General features: G+C 65.8%; 13 protein-coding genes. 10 read left to right on the top strand and 3 right to left on the bottom strand.

Features of this window, described 5'->3' with window-relative positions:
• Window positions 1–149 precede the first annotated feature (149 nt).
• From OKW26_RS30640 to OKW26_RS30630, 3 genes are all read left to right on the top strand, one after another.
• Window positions 150–644 carry a carboxypeptidase regulatory-like domain-containing protein gene (locus OKW26_RS30640; protein ID WP_429356095.1) on the top strand — a complete coding sequence of 165 codons (495 nt, stop codon included), beginning with the start codon at window positions 150–152 and terminating at the stop codon, window positions 642–644.
• A 147-nt stretch (window positions 645–791) separates the two neighbouring features.
• On the top strand, window positions 792–1172 hold the full coding sequence (locus OKW26_RS30635; RefSeq protein ID WP_184058309.1) for a DUF427 domain-containing protein: 381 nt from the start codon (window positions 792–794) through the stop codon (window positions 1170–1172).
• Between the two features lie 34 nt (window positions 1173–1206).
• Complete coding sequence (locus tag OKW26_RS30630; protein ID WP_018421687.1) at window positions 1207–1929, top strand: CoxG family protein; 723 nt, start codon at window positions 1207–1209, stop codon at window positions 1927–1929.
• Between the two features lie 107 nt (window positions 1930–2036).
• On the opposite strand, the gene OKW26_RS30625 is transcribed toward OKW26_RS30630, so the two are convergent.
• Window positions 2037–3032, bottom strand: a complete 996-nt coding sequence (locus OKW26_RS30625) for a helix-turn-helix domain-containing protein (protein WP_184058306.1) — start codon at window positions 3030–3032, stop codon at window positions 2037–2039.
• Window positions 3033–3202: 170 nt separating this feature from the next.
• Here OKW26_RS30625 and OKW26_RS30620 point away from each other — a divergent pair, with 170 nt between their 5' ends.
• Window positions 3203–3841 (top strand): cysteine hydrolase family protein, encoded by a 639-nt coding sequence (locus tag OKW26_RS30620; RefSeq protein WP_429356094.1) that lies wholly within the window; start codon window positions 3203–3205, stop codon window positions 3839–3841.
• 92 nt (window positions 3842–3933) lie between these two features.
• Here the strand turns inward: OKW26_RS30620 and OKW26_RS30615 are convergent, their stop codons facing one another.
• Window positions 3934–4575: a TetR family transcriptional regulator gene (locus OKW26_RS30615; RefSeq protein WP_184058302.1), complete on the bottom strand. Its 642-nt coding sequence runs from the start codon at window positions 4573–4575 to the stop codon at window positions 3934–3936.
• A gap of 428 nt (window positions 4576–5003) precedes the next feature.
• On the opposite strand from OKW26_RS30615, the gene OKW26_RS30610 reads away from it, so the two are divergent.
• From OKW26_RS30610 to OKW26_RS30600, 3 genes are read left to right on the top strand one after another with little or no spacing between them, the layout of a single operon-like run.
• Complete coding sequence (locus OKW26_RS30610; protein WP_184058300.1) at window positions 5004–6227, top strand: efflux RND transporter periplasmic adaptor subunit; 1224 nt, start codon at window positions 5004–5006, stop codon at window positions 6225–6227.
• Window positions 6228–6245: 18 nt separating this feature from the next.
• Window positions 6246–9476 carry an efflux RND transporter permease subunit gene (locus tag OKW26_RS30605; protein WP_429356093.1) on the top strand — a complete coding sequence of 1077 codons (3231 nt, stop codon included), beginning with the start codon at window positions 6246–6248 and terminating at the stop codon, window positions 9474–9476.
• A gap of 1 nt (window position 9477) precedes the next feature.
• Window positions 9478–10998 (top strand): efflux transporter outer membrane subunit, encoded by a 1521-nt coding sequence (locus OKW26_RS30600; protein WP_184058296.1) that lies wholly within the window; start codon window positions 9478–9480, stop codon window positions 10996–10998.
• A gap of 115 nt (window positions 10999–11113) precedes the next feature.
• Here OKW26_RS30600 and OKW26_RS30595 read toward each other — a convergent pair whose 3' ends face one another.
• On the bottom strand, window positions 11114–12523 hold the full coding sequence (locus OKW26_RS30595; protein ID WP_429356092.1) for a nucleobase:cation symporter-2 family protein: 1410 nt from the start codon (window positions 12521–12523) through the stop codon (window positions 11114–11116).
• 466 nt (window positions 12524–12989) lie between these two features.
• Here OKW26_RS30595 and OKW26_RS30590 point away from each other — a divergent pair, with 466 nt between their 5' ends.
• The 3 genes from OKW26_RS30590 to fghA all read left to right on the top strand — a co-directional run bounded on the left by OKW26_RS30590 (window position 12990) and on the right by fghA (window position 16601).
• Entirely contained in the window at window positions 12990–14456 is a 1467-nt protein-coding gene (locus tag OKW26_RS30590) for a xylulokinase (RefSeq protein WP_429356091.1), read from the top strand.
• 171 nt (window positions 14457–14627) lie between these two features.
• Entirely contained in the window at window positions 14628–15734 is a 1107-nt protein-coding gene (locus tag OKW26_RS30585) for an S-(hydroxymethyl)glutathione dehydrogenase/class III alcohol dehydrogenase (RefSeq protein WP_429335266.1), read from the top strand.
• A 15-nt stretch (window positions 15735–15749) separates the two neighbouring features.
• A complete protein-coding gene (fghA, locus tag OKW26_RS30580) occupies window positions 15750–16601 on the top strand; it encodes an S-formylglutathione hydrolase (RefSeq protein WP_429356090.1) in 852 nt (283 codons plus the stop codon).
• The last annotated feature ends 36 nt before the right edge of the window (window positions 16602–16637 follow it).

Raw genomic sequence — 16637 nt, 5'->3', positions numbered from 1 at the left:
GCGGACAGGGCGAAACGCGCCACGCGGCTTGTTGCCACGGTCGCGCATGTCCAGTCGACGCAACCGGATGGTTGGCACGCAGGTTGCTTCGACCTTGATTTGGGCCTGTTCGGGGACTGGGAAAGGACTGCAACAAGGAGAGCGAACCGATGAAAACCCAACGCAATCAGCAAAGGATCGTAGCCGTCGCGCTGTGCGCGGCGCTCGCGCTCGGACTGGCGGGCGGTGCGTACGCGCAGCAGGCGGGCGTGACCGGTGGCTCGACGACCGACAACACCAGCGCGGGCAACACCAACGGCGGCGGTCTGCCGCAAGTCCAGCAGCAGGGCGACGTGTCGTACGTGTCGGGCGGCGTCGGCCTCGACGAATCGCGGGCGTTGCGACAAGCGCAAAGCCAGTGGCCAATGACGTTGCGCTTCACCGGACCCAACGCCGAGTTTCTCGCGGATGTGCACGTGCGTATCGTCGATGCCCATAACGGCGAAGTGCTGAACACGACGTCGCGCGGACCGTTCATGCTGGTGCGCTTGAGCCCCGGCCGCTATACGGTGCACGCGAAATACAACGACAGCGAGCAAACCCGCTCGGTTAGCGTGCCGGCGCACGGCAACGTCAAATCCGCGTTCATCTGGAACGCGAAGTAACGGGTCGATCGGTCCGCCGCCGCGCAGCAAGCTTGCGCAATCGGCCGAAGTTTGGCCGATAATGAAGCCACGGGCAGCTCCCGTGGCTTTGCCGTTCCGGCGGCAACAGCCGGCAGTGCAGCACCCACCCCATCACGGAGCCTGGACATGAGCGATGCGTCGACATCTGCGGGACGGCTGGACGGCCATACCATCGTGATCCGCGACAACGGTCACCGCGTGCGCGTGATTCACGGCGGCGTGACGATGGCCGACACCAAGGCCGCGCTGACGCTATCGGAGACCGGCCTCGCCGACGTGTTCTATTTCCCGCGCGAGCACGTGAACATGGCCCGGCTCGAACGCTCGACGCACACGTCGCATTGCCCGTTCAAGGGCGACGCGTCGTACTTCCATCTGCGCACCGAAGATGGCGTGATCGAGAACGCGGTGTGGTGCTACGAGGCGCCGTTCGAGCCGGTCAGTCGCATCAAGGGCTATCTCGCTTTTTACGCATCGCGCGTCGACCGCATCGATCAGACGTCCTGATCCCGCAGTCGGCGCGTTCATCGGGGAGGTTGTCATGGAACTGAACGACGCGTTACGGATTCCGCTGGCGCCGTCCGAGGTCTGGGACGCGTTGCAGGACCTCGCGCTGTTGCGTGCCAGCCTCGACAACTGCGAGTCGTTCGTGCGTCTCGCCCACGGCGAATACGCGCTGACGATGACCGTGCCGCTCGGCCCGTTGCGCGCGCATTATCAGGCGCGCGCGCACGTCGCCGGCCAGGATTCCGGCCCGGCGGACGCGCAGCGCCGCACCATCAACTTCAAGGCCTTGGCCGAGGGCATCGGCGCGTTGCGCGGTCAGATCGAAGTGCGTTTGCGCGCGGACGAGGGGCGGGAGCGCGGCACGCGCATCGACTACACACTGTGGGCGACGTCGTCGGGACCGCTAGCCGAGCTGCCGACGCGCCAGCTCGAGAACGCCTTGCGTCAGATCGCCGACGATTTTTTCGCCGAGTTCGACGCCGTCGTGCGCGCCAAGCACGGCAAAGGGCCGAACCGCGCGCGTGGCACGGCGCCGCGTCGCCAGTACGTGTTTTTGCGGCCGATCACGCTCGGCGGCATCGCGCGGCGAGCGCGCATCGAGCACAGCCATGCGCTGTCGGGGCGCGCGGCGAGCGCGTCGCATAGCTGGTCGCATCACGAGCCCGGTCAGCATGTCGTGCCGTACTGGGCGTGGGCCGGGATGATCTTTCTGGTCGCACTATTGTTGTATGTCGCGCGCTGGTTCAGCGAGCATTGAGGCCGCGAGCCGCGCGCAGCCCCTGATGGAACGCGCGACAAACATCCCGCGCGACTACGAAATCCCGGTGACGCACTACGAAATAGCGGTGCTCCCGCCGCCTTCATCTAATCCCCGCGAAACTCCCGCCGCCACGCGCTCGGCGACGTGCGAAACGCGTCCGCGAAATGCTGCCGCAGCGATGCGGCCGAGCCGAATCCGGCGCTCGCCGCGATCGCTTCGACCGACCCGTCGGTGCTTTCCAGCAGCTGTTGCGCACGCGCGAGCCGCTGCGCGAGCAGCCACGCGCCGACGGTGGTGCCGGTCGCGAGCCGGAAGCGCCGCGTGAAGGTGCGGCGGCTCATCAACGCGCGCGCGGCGAGCGTGTCGAGCGTATGCGGCGCGGCCAGGTTGCCGCTCACCCAGTCGAGCAGGCCGGACAGGCGATCGCCGCGCGGGTTCGGCGGCATCGGCTGCTGCACGTATTGCGCCTGGCCGCCCTGGCGATGCGGCGATACGACGAGCCGGCGCGCGACGTGGTTCGCCACCCGCGCGCCGCAGATCTTGCGCAGCACGTGCAGGCAGCAGTCGAGGCCGGCGGCGGTGCCGGCCGAGGTCAGCACGTTGCCGTCGTCGACGTACAGCACGTCGGCGTCGAGCCGCACGCGCGGGTAGCGGCGCGCGAAGTCGTCGGCCCAGGCCCAGTGCGTCGAAGCGGGCCGTCCATCGAGGATGCCCGCGGCGGCCAGCACGAAAGCGCCGAGGCACAGGCCGACGAGCAGCGCGCCGCGCGCATGCGCGGCCCTCAGCGCGTCGAGCAGCGCGGCGGGCGGGGTTTCGGCGGGATCGCGCCAGCTCGGCACGATGATCGTCTGCGCGTCGGCAAGCGCTTCGAGTCCGTGTATGACCGCGATCGAGAAGCCCGCGGTCGTCGCGAGCGCGCCTGTCTCCGCGGCGCAGACGCGGAAGTCGAAGTCGGGAACACCGCCGCCGCGACGGTCCTCGCCGAACACGACGCACGGCACCGACAGATGGAACGGGCTGATGCGGTCGAACGCGACGACGGCGACGACGTGGCGCGGCGCCTGATCGGAGACGTCGTCGGAAGATGCGAAGGTGGTCATGCCGGGCGCCTCATGAAAGCCATAAGTATGGCCCGATTCTAGCGAAGGTTGTCATTCGGGCCGCTGTCGACAGGCGGGCAGCGGAGCAACAATGCCGTCATTGCCGTTGCGCCGCGGCCACCGCGCTGGGCGCGCACCATCGACCGCTTTTTCTGACAAGGAGCCTTGCCATGAGCACACCCGCGCCGCGCCGTGCGCTGATCGTCATCGACGTGCAGAACGAATACGTGAGCGGCGACCTGCCGATCGAATTTCCGGACGTGCGCACGTCGCTCGCCAACATCGGTCGCGCGATCGATGCAGCGCGCGCCGCCAGCGTGCCGGTCGTGATCGTGCAGAACGTCGCGCCCGCCACCTCGCCGCTGTTCGCGCGCGGCAGCGCGGGCGCGGAACTGCACACGGTCGTGAGCTCGCGCGCTCATGATCATTTCGTCGAGAAGTCGCTGCCGAGCGCATTCGCTGGGACCGATCTGGGCGACTGGCTCGCCGCCCGGCAGATCGATACGCTGAGCGTCACCGGCTACATGACCCACAATTGCGATGCCTCGACGATCAACCACGCGGTGCATGCTGGCCTCGCCGTCGAGTTCCTGCACGACGCAACCGGCTCGGTGCCGTATGAAAACAGCGCGGGCTTCGCGAGCGCGGAGGAGATTCATCGCGTGTTCAGCGTGGTGCTGCAGTCGCGCTTCGCGGCGGTCGCGAGCACCGATCAATGGATCGCGGTGCTAAAGAGCGGCGCGCCGCTCGAGCGCGGCAACATCTATGCGTCGAATCAGGCGGCGCGAGCGCGCCGGGCGGTTGCCTGAACCCGGCGCAGGGGCGGTGGTCCGGTCCAAAAACAGAAACGGGCGGTTCACCGAACCGCCCGCTGTTCCAATCCGTCACCCTCGCGCGCCTTCTACGCCGCCTTCCTGCGCAACGCCGGACTCAGGCGCAAGGCGTCGAACATCGCTTCCACCATCTGCTGCGCATGCGCGCCGAAGTCGGTCGCGTCGGGCAAAAACAGCATGTCGCGTAACGAGCCGCCGACGAACGCGTGGACCATCGCCGCGGCAAGCTTCGTGTCGAGGTCGGCGGGCATCTGGCCTTTGGAGATCGCATTGCGCAGACCGCCCTCGATCTTCGCGAGCCCCTCGCGCATATTGGTCTGATACCGTTCCATCACCGGCCCCATGTCTTCGACCAGCTCGCACTTCAGAAACAGGATGTCGAACACGCGGCGGCGGCGCGGATCGTTGGCGGTGTCGCGCAGGCAGACGATGCAGACTTCCATCAGTCGCCCGAGCGGGTCAGCTTCGTTGGGATCGAGCGACGCCGCCTTCAGTTCGTCGAGCGGCAGCAGCACGCGGTCGAACATTTCGGTGAACAGCTCGCTCTTATGCGCGAAATGCCAATAAATGGCGCCGCGCGTGACGCCCGCGGCCTGGGCGATATCGGCCAGCGACGTGCGCGATACACCCTTCTCGAAGAAGACCAGTTCGGCCGCGTCGAGAATCCGGTTGCGCGTCTCCAGCGCCTCTTCTTTGGTTCTTCTGACCATATTGGTGTAGCCTGCGCTGATCCTGGGGTTTATGCGGACAGTTTTAAGTCAGTCTGATGACGCTTTGACTACTTCTGAAGCGAATTGCGACGCGAATCTGCGGTACCCCAGCCTCGGAAGATATAAATGCACTTTTACATGCATTCATGAATGTATATATAATAGCACCCCACGATCGGATAGCCCAAGCCGTGACGAGCGGTTAATATCCGTCACTGTTGCCTTTCGAAAGCGCTTTCGCGGCCGCCAAACGGCGGCGTTGCGCGGCATTCCCCGGTATGGCGCATTCGTAGCAGGGTGCCCTGCAGGCGCAGGTTTGCATCCATGGGCTTCCGGTCGAGCGTCGCGAGACGCTTGTGTGCGCTGTCGTCCCCGGGGTAGGGATGCGCGCACTTTTTCATTACTCAGTCTTTGACAGAGGTCGCTCCATGCGCGTCGAACGGGTTCCATTCCGCTTAATCAGTGCCGCGACGGCTGCCATCTTGCTGGCGGCGTGCGGACCAAAACAATCTGCCCCGCCGCCACAGACGCCCGAAGTCGGCGTCGTCACCCTCCAGCCGACGACCGTGCCCGTCGTCACCGAACTTCCCGGCCGTACCAGTGCCTTCCTCGTCGCGCAGGTGCGCGCGCGGGTCGACGGCATCGTGCTGCGCCGTGAGTTCACCGAGGGTAGTGAGGTCAAGGCCGGCCAGCGTCTGTACAAGATCGATCCGGCGCCGTACATCGCGTCGTTGAACAACGCGAAGGCATCGCTCGCGAAGGCGCAGGCGAACCTGGTAACGACCACCGCGCAGGCCAATCGCTACAAGGTGCTGGTCGCGGCGAACGCGGTCAGCAAGCAGGACTACGACAACGCGGTCGCCGCCGAAGGCCAGGCCGCCGCCGACGTCGCCGCGGGCAAGGCCGCGGTCGATACCGCGCAGATCAACCTCGGCTATACCGACGTGACCTCGCCCGTGACCGGCCGGATCGGCGTGTCGCAGGTCACGCCGGGCGCATTCGTGCAGCAGAGTGCGGCCACGCTGATGGCCACGGTCCAGCAGCTCGACCCGGTGTACGCCGACCTCACGCAATCGAGCCTCGAAGGTCTGAAGCTGCGCCGCGACATGCAGGAAGGGCGTCTCAAGACGACCGGCCCGGGCGCCGCGCAGGTCACGCTGGTGCTGGAAGACGGCCGCGTCTACTCCGAGAAGGGCAAGCTGCAGTTCACCGACGTGACCGTCGACCAGGGCACCGGTTCGGTTACGGTGCGCGCGATCTTCAAGAACCCGAACCACGTGCTGCTGCCGGGCATGTTCGTGCGCGCGAAGATCGACGAGGGCGTCAACCAGAACGCGCTGATCGTGCCGCAAGTCGGCGTCACGCACGACCAGAAGGGTCAGCCCACCGCGCTCGTCGTCGGCAACGACAACAAGGTCGAGCTGCGTCAGCTCGTCACCTCGGGCACCTTCGGCTCGTACTGGGTGGTCTCGGACGGCCTGAAGCCGGGTGACCGCGTGGTCGTCCAGGGCACCGACAAGGCGCGTCCCGGCCAGCAGGTCAAGCCCGTGCCGGCGCAGCTGCCCGGCAACCCGGCTTCCGAGGCCGCCGCAAACGGCGCCCAGACAGGTCAACCCGCGGCTCAGCCTGCCTCCGCCGCTTCGGGCGCGTAATAACAGGGAGCCCGCCTCATGGCAAAGTTCTTTATTGATCGCCCGATTTTTGCATGGGTGATCGCCATCATCCTGATGCTCGCGGGTATCGCGTCGGTGTTCACGCTGCCGATCGCGCAATACCCGACCATCGCGCCGCCGTCCATCCAGATCAGCGCAACCTATCCGGGTGCTTCGGCGAAGACGGTGGAAAACACCGTTACGCAGGTGATCGAGCAGCAGATGAGTGGTCTTGACCACCTGCTGTACCTCGCGTCGACCTCGGACGACTCAGGCACGGCCACCATCACGCTGACGTTCGCGGCCGGCACCAACCCTGACATCGCGCAGGTGCAGGTGCAGAACAAGCTGCAGCTCGCCACGCCACTGCTTCCGCAAGCGGTGCAGCAGCTCGGCACCAAGGTCACGAAGTCGAGCAGCAGCTTCCTGATGGTGATGGCGTTCGTGTCGACCGACGGCAGCATGAACAAGTACGACCTCGCGAACTACGTGGCGTCGAACATTCAGGATCCGATCAGCCGTATCGACGGCGTGGGTACGGTGACGCTGTTCGGCTCGCAGTACGCGATGCGGATCTGGCTCGACGCGAACAAGCTGAACAACTTCGGCCTGACGCCGCTCGACGTCTCCTCCGCGCTGCAGGCGCAAAACGTGCAGGTCGCGGGCGGCTCGCTCGGCGGTACGCCGTCGGTGCCGGGGCAGGTGCTGCAGGCCACGATCACGCAGGCCACGCTGCTCAATACGCCCGAGCAGTTCGGCAACATCCTGCTGAAGGTGAATCAGGACGGCTCGCAGGTGCGTCTGCGCGACGTGTCGCGCGTCGAGCTCGGCGGCGAAAACTACAACTTCGACACCAAGTACAACGGTCAGCCGACGGCAGGCTTCGGTATCCAGCTCGCCACGGGCGCGAACGCGCTCGCCACCGCGAAGGCGGTGCGCACGAAGATCGCCGAACTGTCGAAGTACTTCCCGCACGGCCTGGTGGTGCAGTACCCGTACGACACGACGCCTTTCGTGCGCCTGTCGATCGAGGAAGTGGTCAAGACGCTGCTCGAAGGTATCGTGCTGGTGTTCCTCGTCATGTACCTGTTCCTGCAGAACCTGCGCGCTACGCTGATCCCGACGATCGCGGTGCCGGTGGTGCTGCTCGGTACGTTCGCGATCATGAACGTGGTCGGTTTCTCGATCAACACGCTGTCGATGTTCGGTCTCGTGCTCGCGATCGGCCTGCTGGTGGACGACGCGATCGTGGTGGTGGAAAACGTCGAGCGGGTGATGCAGGAGGAGGGCTTATCGCCTCGCGAGGCAACCCGCAAGGCGATGGACCAGATCACCGGCGCGCTCGTCGGCGTGGCGCTCGTGCTGTCGGCGGTGTTCGTGCCGGTGGCGTTCTCGGGCGGCTCGGTCGGCGCGATCTACCGGCAGTTCTCGCTGACGATCGTCGCGGCGATGGTGCTGTCCGTGCTCGTCGCGTTGATTCTGACGCCGGCGCTGTGCGCGACGATCCTGAAGCCGATTCCGAAGGGTCATCACGAAAAAGCGACCGGCTTCTTCGGCTGGTTCAACCGTACCTTCAACACGAGCCGCGACAAGTACCACTCGGGCGTGCACCACGTGATCAAGCGCTCGGGCCGCTGGCTCATCATCTACATGGTGGTGATCTTCGCGGTGGGGCTGCTGTTCGTGCGTCTGCCGAAGTCGTTCCTGCCTGACGAAGACCAGGGCACGATGTTCGTGCTGGTGCAAACGCCGTCGGGTTCCACGCAGGAAACTACCGCGCGCGCGCTGAAGGATGTGTCGGACTACCTGCTGAACGAGGAGAAGGCGATCGTCGAATCGACCTTCACGGTGAACGGCTTCAGCTTCGCGGGTCGTGGCCAGAACGCGGGTCTCGTGTTCGTGCGGATGAAGGACTACGCGCAGCGCCAGCACGCGGACCAGAAGGTGCAAGCGCTGGTGGGCCGTCTCTACATGCACTTCAGCACCTACAAGAACGCGACGGTGTTCCCGGTCAATCCGCCGTCGATTCCTGAACTCGGCACGGCTGCGGGCTTCGACTTCCAGTTGCAGGATCGCGCGGGTATCGGTCACGCGAAGCTGATGGAAGCGCGCAACATGCTGCTCGGTCTGGCGGCGAAAGATCCGACGCTCGCGCAGGTGCGTCCGAACGGCCTGAACGATACGCCGCAGTTCAAGGTGAGCATCGACCACGAGAAGGCTTCGGCGCAGGGTGTTTCGCTCGCCTCGATCGACCAGACGTTCTCGATCGCATGGGCCTCGGCGTATGTGAACAACTTCCTCGACACGGACGGCCGGATCAAGAAGGTTTACCTGCAGGGCGACGCACCGTTCCGGATGAAACCGGAAGACGTGAATGCCTGGTTCGTGCGCAACGGCGCGGGCGCGATGGTGCCGTTCTCGGCCTTCGCGAGCACCGAGTGGACCTACGGTTCGCCGAAGCTCGAGCGCTACAACGGTATTTCGTCGGTGGAAATCCAGGGTGCGGCCGCGCCGGGCAAGTCGACCGGTCAGGCGATGGCGGCGATGGAACAGATCGTCACCAAGCTGCCGGCGGGAGTCGGCTACGAGTGGACGGGTCTGTCGCTGCAAGAGCGTCAGTCGGGTTCGCAGGCGCCAATCCTGTACGGCATCTCGATTCTCGTCGTGTTCCTGTGTCTCGCGGCGCTGTATGAAAGCTGGTCGATCCCGTTCTCGGTGATCATGGTGGTGCCGCTCGGCGTGATCGGCGCACTGCTGGCCGCGACGCTGCGCGGGCTCGAGAACGACGTGTTCTTCCAGGTGGGTCTGCTGACCACAGTGGGTCTGTCGGCGAAGAACGCGATTCTGATCGTGGAATTCGCGCGAGAACTGCAGCAGGGTGGAGGCATGGGACCGATCGAAGCCGCGCTCGAAGCGGCGCGTCTGCGGTTGCGTCCGATCCTGATGACCTCGCTCGCGTTCATTCTCGGCGTGCTGCCGCTCGCGATCAGTAACGGCGCGGGCTCGGCCAGCCAGCACGCGATCGGTACCGGCGTGATCGGCGGCATGTTGACGGCGACCTTCCTCGCGATCTTCATGATCCCGATGTTCTTCGTCGTGATTCGCGCGAAGTTCGGCGGTGAGAAGGAAGACCCGGATGAGGCGCTGCGCCACTATCAACAGCACCATCCGCACGATCCGCAAGGCGGCGCGGCGGGTGGCACGACCGACGGCTCGGATGGCAATGGCTCGGGCAAGGATGGGCATTGAGATGCAAAAACACTCTTTGATTGCAGTGGCGGTCGCGCTGCTCGCCGCGGGTTGCACGCTGGCGCCGCACTACCAGCGGCCCGCCGCGCCCGTGACGGCGACTTTCCCGACGGGCGGCGTGTACGACCAGCAGCCGGGCGCGCAGGGCGCGCGCGGCGCGAACGGCCTGGCTGCCGGCGACATCGGCTGGCGCGACTTCTTCGTCGATCCGCGTCTGCAGCAGCTGATCGAAATCGCGCTGAAGAACAACCGTGATCTGCGTGTGTCGGTGCTGAACATGCAGGCGTCGGCGGCGCAGTACCGTATCGTGCGCGCGGGCCTGTTCCCGACGCTCGACGCCGCGGCTTCGCAAAGCCGGCAGCGCACGCCGCGCGATCTGCTGGCGTTGCCCAACGGCCCGACGATTAGCAACACGTATTCGGTGGGCTTGAACGCGTCGTGGGAAATCGACTTCTTCGGGCGCGTGCAGAGCCTGAAGGATCAGGCGTTGGCCACGTACCTCGGCACCGCGCAGGCGCGCAAGTCCGCGGAAATCGCGCTGGTGTCGCAGGTGGCGAACCAGTACATGACGGTGCTGGAACTGGACGATCTGCTGAAGGTCACGCAGAACACGCTGAAGACGGCGCAGGAGTCGTTTCGGATCACCAAGCTGCAGTTCGACAACGGCACCGGTTCGGAACTCGATCTGCGCCAGTCGCAAACGGTTGTCGAAACCGCGAGCGCGGACCTGCAGGCGCAGATGCGTTTGCGGGCTCAGGCTGACAACGCGCTGGTGCTGCTGATCGGCGAGCCGTTGCCGGCTGATCTTGCGCCAGGCCTGCCGCTGAGCGACCAGAGCCTGCTCACGGATATTCCGGCGGGCCTGCCGTCCGATCTGCTGACGCGCCGTCCCGACATCATGGAGGCCGAGGAAAATCTGCTCGCGGCCAACGCGAACATCGGCGCGGCGCGCGCCGCGTTCTTCCCCAAGGTCACGCTGACCGGCAGCGCCGGCACGCTGAGCCCGACGCTCGGCGGGCTGTTCAAGCCGGGTTCGGCGGCGTGGAGCTTCGCACCGTCGATCACGCTGCCGATCTTCGAGGGCGGTCAGAACATGGCCAACCTCGATCTCGCCAACATCGAGAAGAACGTGCAGATCGCCACGTATGAAAAGGCGATCCAGACGGCCTTCCGCGAAGTGGCGGACGGACTGGCCGCGCGCGGCACGTACGACGAGCAGATCGCGGCGCTCGAGCGGGATGTCGCGGCCGAGCAGCGCCGGCTGGATCTGTCGACCCTCCGTTATACGAACGGTGTCGACAGCTATCTTTCGGTGCTGACCGCGCAGACCTCGTTGTACGTGGCTCAGCAGGCGCTGGTCACCGCGCGCATGGAACGTCTGCAGAACCTGGTCACGCTGTACCAGGCGCTCGGCGGCGGCTGGATCGAGCACAACGGCGACCAGCCGCGTCCCGCCGACGCGCCGGTCGACTACGGTGCGGCGAGCGCACCGGTCGCGGCTTCGGCGGCGACGGCAGGCTAAGCGCTGCGGCTCGACGAACCGCTGAAGTAAAGCAAAAACGCCACGGCATGCCGTGGCGTTTTTGTTGATTCGCGGCGTTCGGTGTCGCTCGCCGCATCATCGATGCATCAAAAGCTCAATGCAGATCCGCCGCCCGCAGCATCTCGTTGCTCTGCGGTGCGCCGCCCGCGCTGGCGTCGAGATCGTGCCCGGCGCGGCGAAGCTCGCTCTTCGCCTTCTTCTCGCTCTTCACGCCGTTGAAGATCAGGTTCAGCGCGACCGCCGACACCGACGCGAGCAGAATCCCGCTATGTAGCAGCGGCGACAACGCCGGCGGCAGTTGCGAGAAGAAGTGCGGCGAGACGACCGGCACGAGGCCGAGCCCGATGCTGACCGCGACGATGAAGAGGTTGTGCTGATTCCTCACGAAGTCGACGCGCGACAGCACCTTGATGCCGTTCGCCGCGACCATGCCGAACATCACGATGCCCGCGCCGCCGAGCACGAACGCCGGCACCGACGCGACCACCTGCGCCATCTTCGGGAAGAGGCCGAGCAGCACGAGGATCACGCCGCCCATCGCGCACACGAAGCGGCTCTTCACGCCGGTCACGCCGATCAACCCGACGTTCTGCGAGAACGACGTATGCGGGAACGAGTTGAAGATGCCACCGATCAGCGTGCCGAGACCGTCGACGCGCAAGCCACGCACCAGCGTTTTCTGATCGACCGGACGATCGACCATGTCGCCGACCGCGAGAAACATGCCGGTCGATTCGATGAACGTGACGAACATCACGGTGACCATCGTCGCGATCGACAGCGCATCGAAGTGCGGCAGACCGAAGTGGAACGGCATCACGAAGCCGACCCACGGCGCGTGCATGACGCCGTCCAGGTTGACGCGGCCGAGCATCAGCGCGATCGCAAAGCCCGCGACGATGCCGAGCAGCACCGAGATATTGGCGACGAACCCCCTGGCAAACTTGTTGATCAGCAGGATCAGCGTCAGCACGAGCAGCGCCAGGCCGAGATAGACCGGATTGCCGTAGTCGGGATTGCCGACACCGCCGGCCGCCCAGTTGATGCCGACCTCCATCAGCGACAGGCCGATCACCGAAATCACGACGCCGATCACGACCGGCGGGAAGAAGCGCAACAGCTTGCCGACCGCGGGCGCGAGCAGAATGCCGATCACGCCGGCCGCGATCGTCGAGCCGAAGATGTCGAGGATGCCGAGCGAAGGATTGGTGCCGATCGCGACCATCGGGCCGACGGCCGCGAACGTGCAGCCCATGATGACGGGCAGGCGGATGCCGAAGATCCACAGTCCGAGCGTCTGGATCAGCGTGGCGATGCCGCAGGAAAACAGATCGGCGCTGATCAGGAAGGCGACCTGGTCTTTCGGCAGCTTCAGCGCCGCGCCGATGATCAGCGGCACCGCGACCGCGCCAGCGTACATGACCAGCACGTGCTGGATGCCGAGAGTGAGCAACTGGCCCGCCGGTAGGCGCTCGTCGCACGGGTGAACCGTGTTCGCTTGCATATCGTCTGTCTCCACCATCTCGTTTTGGGATGACTCCAAGGTATCGGGGACGAAAAGTCGCAACAAGACCATACGTGGCTATTCCGGCATTCCCGGCGGCGATATGCAGAGACCTGTTTTGAAAGGCAAATTAAAGCCACGAGTGGGACGGATCGGCCGCCGGACGCCAGAGAACCCTATGCAGTGGGGGCCGCGGGCGGTGCATGGCGTGCGCGGCGCGGGTTCGTCGCGCGAGGGGATATGTGTGAGAATCAATGACGTGTATCACGCTTCACGCATAGTCCTGTTTTGATGACGCTCGCAGCACGGCGGGGTTAACCCGCGAATGGTTTTTTTTCGCGTGTTTTCCGAGCCGTTTGTTCAACGTTCGCGGCGTCTGTGCAGCTTCGCCTTTGAGCTTCGCTTTCCCACTTCGTCGCCAGTCTCGCTGGCTCCTTCTTCACCTCGTTTCAACGTCCCTGCGCTCATGAGTTTTCTCGGCATCGATCTCGGCACCGGCTCCCTGAAAGCGGCAATCGTCGACGAACATGGACGCGAGCAGGCGGTATCGAGCGTCGCTTATGCGCTCGTTACGCCGCACGCGGGTTGGGCCGAAATCGACGTCGAGACGTGGTGGAACGCGCTCGTCCATGCGATGGCGGGCCTGCCGCGCGAGCTGCGTGACGGCGTGCGCGCGATTGGCTTCTCTGGCCAGATGCACGGCGTCGTGCTGCTCGATGCAAACGGCGCAGCGGTGCGGCGCGCCATGCTGTGGCCGGACTCGCGCGCGCTCGCCATGCTCGACGCGTGGCCCGAGCCGCAACCGAATCCGGTCGCGCCCGGCATGGCCGGACCGCTGCTGCGCTGGCTCGTGCTGCAAGAGCCAGATGCCGCGCGCCGCACGCGCTGGGCGCTGCAGCCGAAGGACTGGCTGCGCGTCGCGCTCGGCGGCGCGTGCGTGACCGATGCGTCCGACGCGTGCGCGACCGCGCTCGCCGATCCCGCCGGCGCGTGGGACACGGCGCTGCTGCAACGCCTCGAGATTCCGCCCGAGTGGTTCGCGCCTGTGGCGCTGTCGTATGCGGCGGCGGGCGCGCTGTCGCAGCAGGCCGCGCAGGCACTTGGCTTACGGGCCGGTATCGTGCTCGCAACCGGCGCCGCGGATACGCCGTGCGCGGCGCTCGGCAGCGGACTCGTGCGTGATGGCGACGCGCTGCTGACGACCGGCACCGGCGGACAGATCGTCGTGCTCGCGAACGACGAGCCTGCGCCGCTAAAGGGCTTGCATCGCTATCGCGCGGCGAGCGATCACTGGTATCGGATGGCGGCGATGCAGAACGTCGGCATCGCGCTGGAGCGGGTGCGCGGGTGGCTGTCGTTTGGGTGGGCGGAGGCTTACCGAGAGGCATTTGACGATGCGGCTGATGCAAGCGCTCATGCCGCCGCTGAAGCGGCGTCGACGCTGAGCTTCCTGCCGTACCTGACCGGCGAGCGCACGCCGTGGCTGAACCCGCAGGCGCGCGGCGGCTGGCTCGGTTTGTCGCTCGAGCATACGCGCGGCGCGATGATGCGTGCCGCGTTCGAGGGCGTCGCGTTCTCGTTGCGCGCGGGGCTCGACGCGATTCGCGCGAGCGGCGCGCCGGTGACGGCGCTCAAGCTCGCGGGCGGCGGCTCCGTCGATGCGCGCTGGCGACAACTGCTCGCCGATGCGCTCGACGTCGACCTGCATGCGGTCGATTGCCCGAACGCGGCGCCGCGCGGCGCGGCGATCCTCGGCGGTCTCGCGTGCGGCCACTGGCAGACGCGCGATCTCGCCGCGCTCGCGCCGGGCGCGACGCGCGTCGCGGGTCCACGCGGCGATGCGGCGCTTGCTGAACGCTATGCGCGCTTCGTCGATCTGTATGTCCGGGTCGAGCCGTGGTTCGGTGGTAGCGCGCGGTGCGAAGCGCAGTGACAGCGACGGCGTTGAACACGGTGCCGAGCGCAGCCATCGGCGAGGCAGCCTTCACGCACTATGCAATACCATGACGCTTTTCGCGCGCCACGCAGTCGCCGGCACGCGATGCCATTTCGCATTCACGCATTCACGCATTCACGGACTCACGGACTCACAGGAGCATTGACGATGAAGACCAAAGCAGCAATCGCATGGAAAGCCGGCGCCCCGTTGACGATCGAGGAAGTCGATCTCGAAGGTCCGCGCGCCGGTGAAGTCCTGATCGAAGTGAAGGCGACGGGCATCTGCCACACCGACTACTACACGCTGTCGGGCGCCGATCCCGAAGGCATCTTCCCGGCGATTCTCGGCCACGAAGGCGCGGGCGTGATCGTCGATGTCGGGCCGGGCGTCGGCGCGCTGAAGAAGGGCGATCACGTGATTCCGCTCTACACGCCCGAATGCCGTCAGTGCAAGTTCTGCCTGTCGCGCAAAACGAATCTCTGCCAGGCGATCCGCGCGACGCAGGGCAAAGGCCTGATGCCCGACGCGACCTCGCGCTTCTCGCTCGATGGCAAGCCGCTGTTTCACTACATGGGCACGTCGACGTTCTCGAACTACATCGTCGTGCCGGAGATCGCGGTCGCGAAGGTGCGTGAAGACGCGCCGTTCGACAAGATCTGCTACATCGGCTGCGGCGTGACGACCGGCGTCGGCGCGGTCGTGTATTCGGCGAAGGTCGAGGCGGGTGCGAACGTGGTGGTGTTCGGGCTCGGCGGTATCGGGCTGAACGTGATTCAAGGCGCGAAGATGGTCGGCGCGGACAAGATCATCGGTGTCGATCTCAACCCGGGCCGCGTCGAACTCGCGAAGAAGTTCGGCATGACGCACTTCATCAACCCGAACGAAGTCGAGAACGTCGTCGATCACATCGTGCAGCTGACCGACGGCGGCGCCGACTACTCGTTCGAATGCATCGGCAACGTGAAGGTGATGCGCCAGGCGCTCGAATGCACGCACAAGGGTTGGGGGCAGTCGTTCATCATCGGCGTCGCGGCGGCGGGCGAGGAGATCAGCACGCGGCCGTTCCAGCTGGTGACGGGCCGCGAGTGGAAGGGCTCGGCGTTCGGCGGCGCGCGAGGCCGCACCGACGTGCCGAAGATCGTCGACTGGTACATGGAAGGCAAGATCAATATCGACGATCTGATTACGCACCGTCTGCCGCTCGAGCGCATCAACGAGGGCTTCGAGCTGATGAAGAAGGGCGAGTCGATCCGCTCGGTCGTGCTCTACTAAGCGAGGAGCGTCGCGATGCTCGAACTACTATCGTCGCACGCCTGCCACGGCGGCGAGCAGCGCTTTTACCGGCACGAGTCGCGCACCGTCGGTCTGCCGATGCGCTTTTCGGTCTATCTGCCGCCGCAGGCGTTGCAGGGCAATGCGAAGGTGCCCGCGCTGTTCTGCCTAGCGGGGCTGACCTGCACCGAAGAGACGTTCGCGATCAAGGCCGGCGCGCAGCGCTTCGCGGCCCGGCACGGCATCGCGCTGATCGCGCCGGATACGAGCCCTCGCGGCGCGGGCGTGCCAGGCGAGAGCGATGCGTGGGACTTCGGCGTCGGCGCGGGCTTTTATGTCGACGCGACCGAGCAGCCGTGGGCGCGGAACTACCGCATGTACTCGTACGTGCGCGACGAGCTGCGCGAAACGGCGCTTGCCAACCTGCCGATCGATGGCGCGCGTCTCGGCGTCTTCGGTCATTCGATGGGCGGCCACGGCGCGCTGATGCTCGCGCTGCGCAATCCGGACATTTATCGGTCGGTGTCGGCGTTCGCGCCGATCGCGGCGCCGATGCGTTGTCCCTGGGGCGAAAAGGCGTTTAGCGGTTATCTCGGCGAGAACCGTGAAGCGTGGAAGCAGTACGACGCGAGCGAGCTGGTTTCGCACGCGACGCACAAGTTCGCGGAAGGGATTCTCGTCGATCAGGGGCTCGCGGATCAGTTCCTGCCCACGCAGCTCAATCCCGACGTATTCGAAGCGGCGTGCAAGGCCGCGGGTCAGCCACTGACGTTGCGCCGGCATGCGGGTTACGACCACGGCTACTACTTCATCTCGACGTTCGTCGAGGATCATCTCGCGCATCACGCGAAGGTATTGCTCGGCTGAACAACGTCGTAAAACGCGGGGCAAAAAAAACGGCGG

The sequence above is a fragment of the Paraburkholderia sp. 32 genome (assembly GCF_050435345.1).
Classification (GTDB): Bacteria; Pseudomonadota; Gammaproteobacteria; order Burkholderiales; family Burkholderiaceae; genus Paraburkholderia; species Paraburkholderia tuberum.
Note: the sequence above shows the minus strand (reverse complement) of the source record. Positions and strands in the feature narration are given on the sequence as shown.

Coding starts and splice junctions, on each gene's coding strand:
- OKW26_RS30600 (WP_184058296.1), top strand. CDS start 9,478: ATGCAAAAACACTCTTTGATTGCAGTGGCGGTCGCGCTGCTCGCCGCG.
- OKW26_RS30640 (WP_429356095.1), top strand. CDS start 150: ATGAAAACCCAACGCAATCAGCAAAGGATCGTAGCCGTCGCGCTGTGC.
- OKW26_RS30625 (WP_184058306.1), bottom strand. CDS start 3,032: ATGACCACCTTCGCATCTTCCGACGACGTCTCCGATCAGGCGCCGCGC.
- OKW26_RS30590 (WP_429356091.1), top strand. CDS start 12,990: ATGAGTTTTCTCGGCATCGATCTCGGCACCGGCTCCCTGAAAGCGGCA.
- OKW26_RS30595 (WP_429356092.1), bottom strand. CDS start 12,523: ATGCAAGCGAACACGGTTCACCCGTGCGACGAGCGCCTACCGGCGGGC.
- OKW26_RS30620 (WP_429356094.1), top strand. CDS start 3,203: ATGAGCACACCCGCGCCGCGCCGTGCGCTGATCGTCATCGACGTGCAG.
- OKW26_RS30630 (WP_018421687.1), top strand. CDS start 1,207: ATGGAACTGAACGACGCGTTACGGATTCCGCTGGCGCCGTCCGAGGTC.
- OKW26_RS30615 (WP_184058302.1), bottom strand. CDS start 4,575: ATGGTCAGAAGAACCAAAGAAGAGGCGCTGGAGACGCGCAACCGGATT.
- OKW26_RS30610 (WP_184058300.1), top strand. CDS start 5,004: ATGCGCGTCGAACGGGTTCCATTCCGCTTAATCAGTGCCGCGACGGCT.
- OKW26_RS30605 (WP_429356093.1), top strand. CDS start 6,246: ATGGCAAAGTTCTTTATTGATCGCCCGATTTTTGCATGGGTGATCGCC.
- OKW26_RS30635 (WP_184058309.1), top strand. CDS start 792: ATGAGCGATGCGTCGACATCTGCGGGACGGCTGGACGGCCATACCATC.
- OKW26_RS30585 (WP_429335266.1), top strand. CDS start 14,628: ATGAAGACCAAAGCAGCAATCGCATGGAAAGCCGGCGCCCCGTTGACG.
- fghA (WP_429356090.1), top strand. CDS start 15,750: ATGCTCGAACTACTATCGTCGCACGCCTGCCACGGCGGCGAGCAGCGC.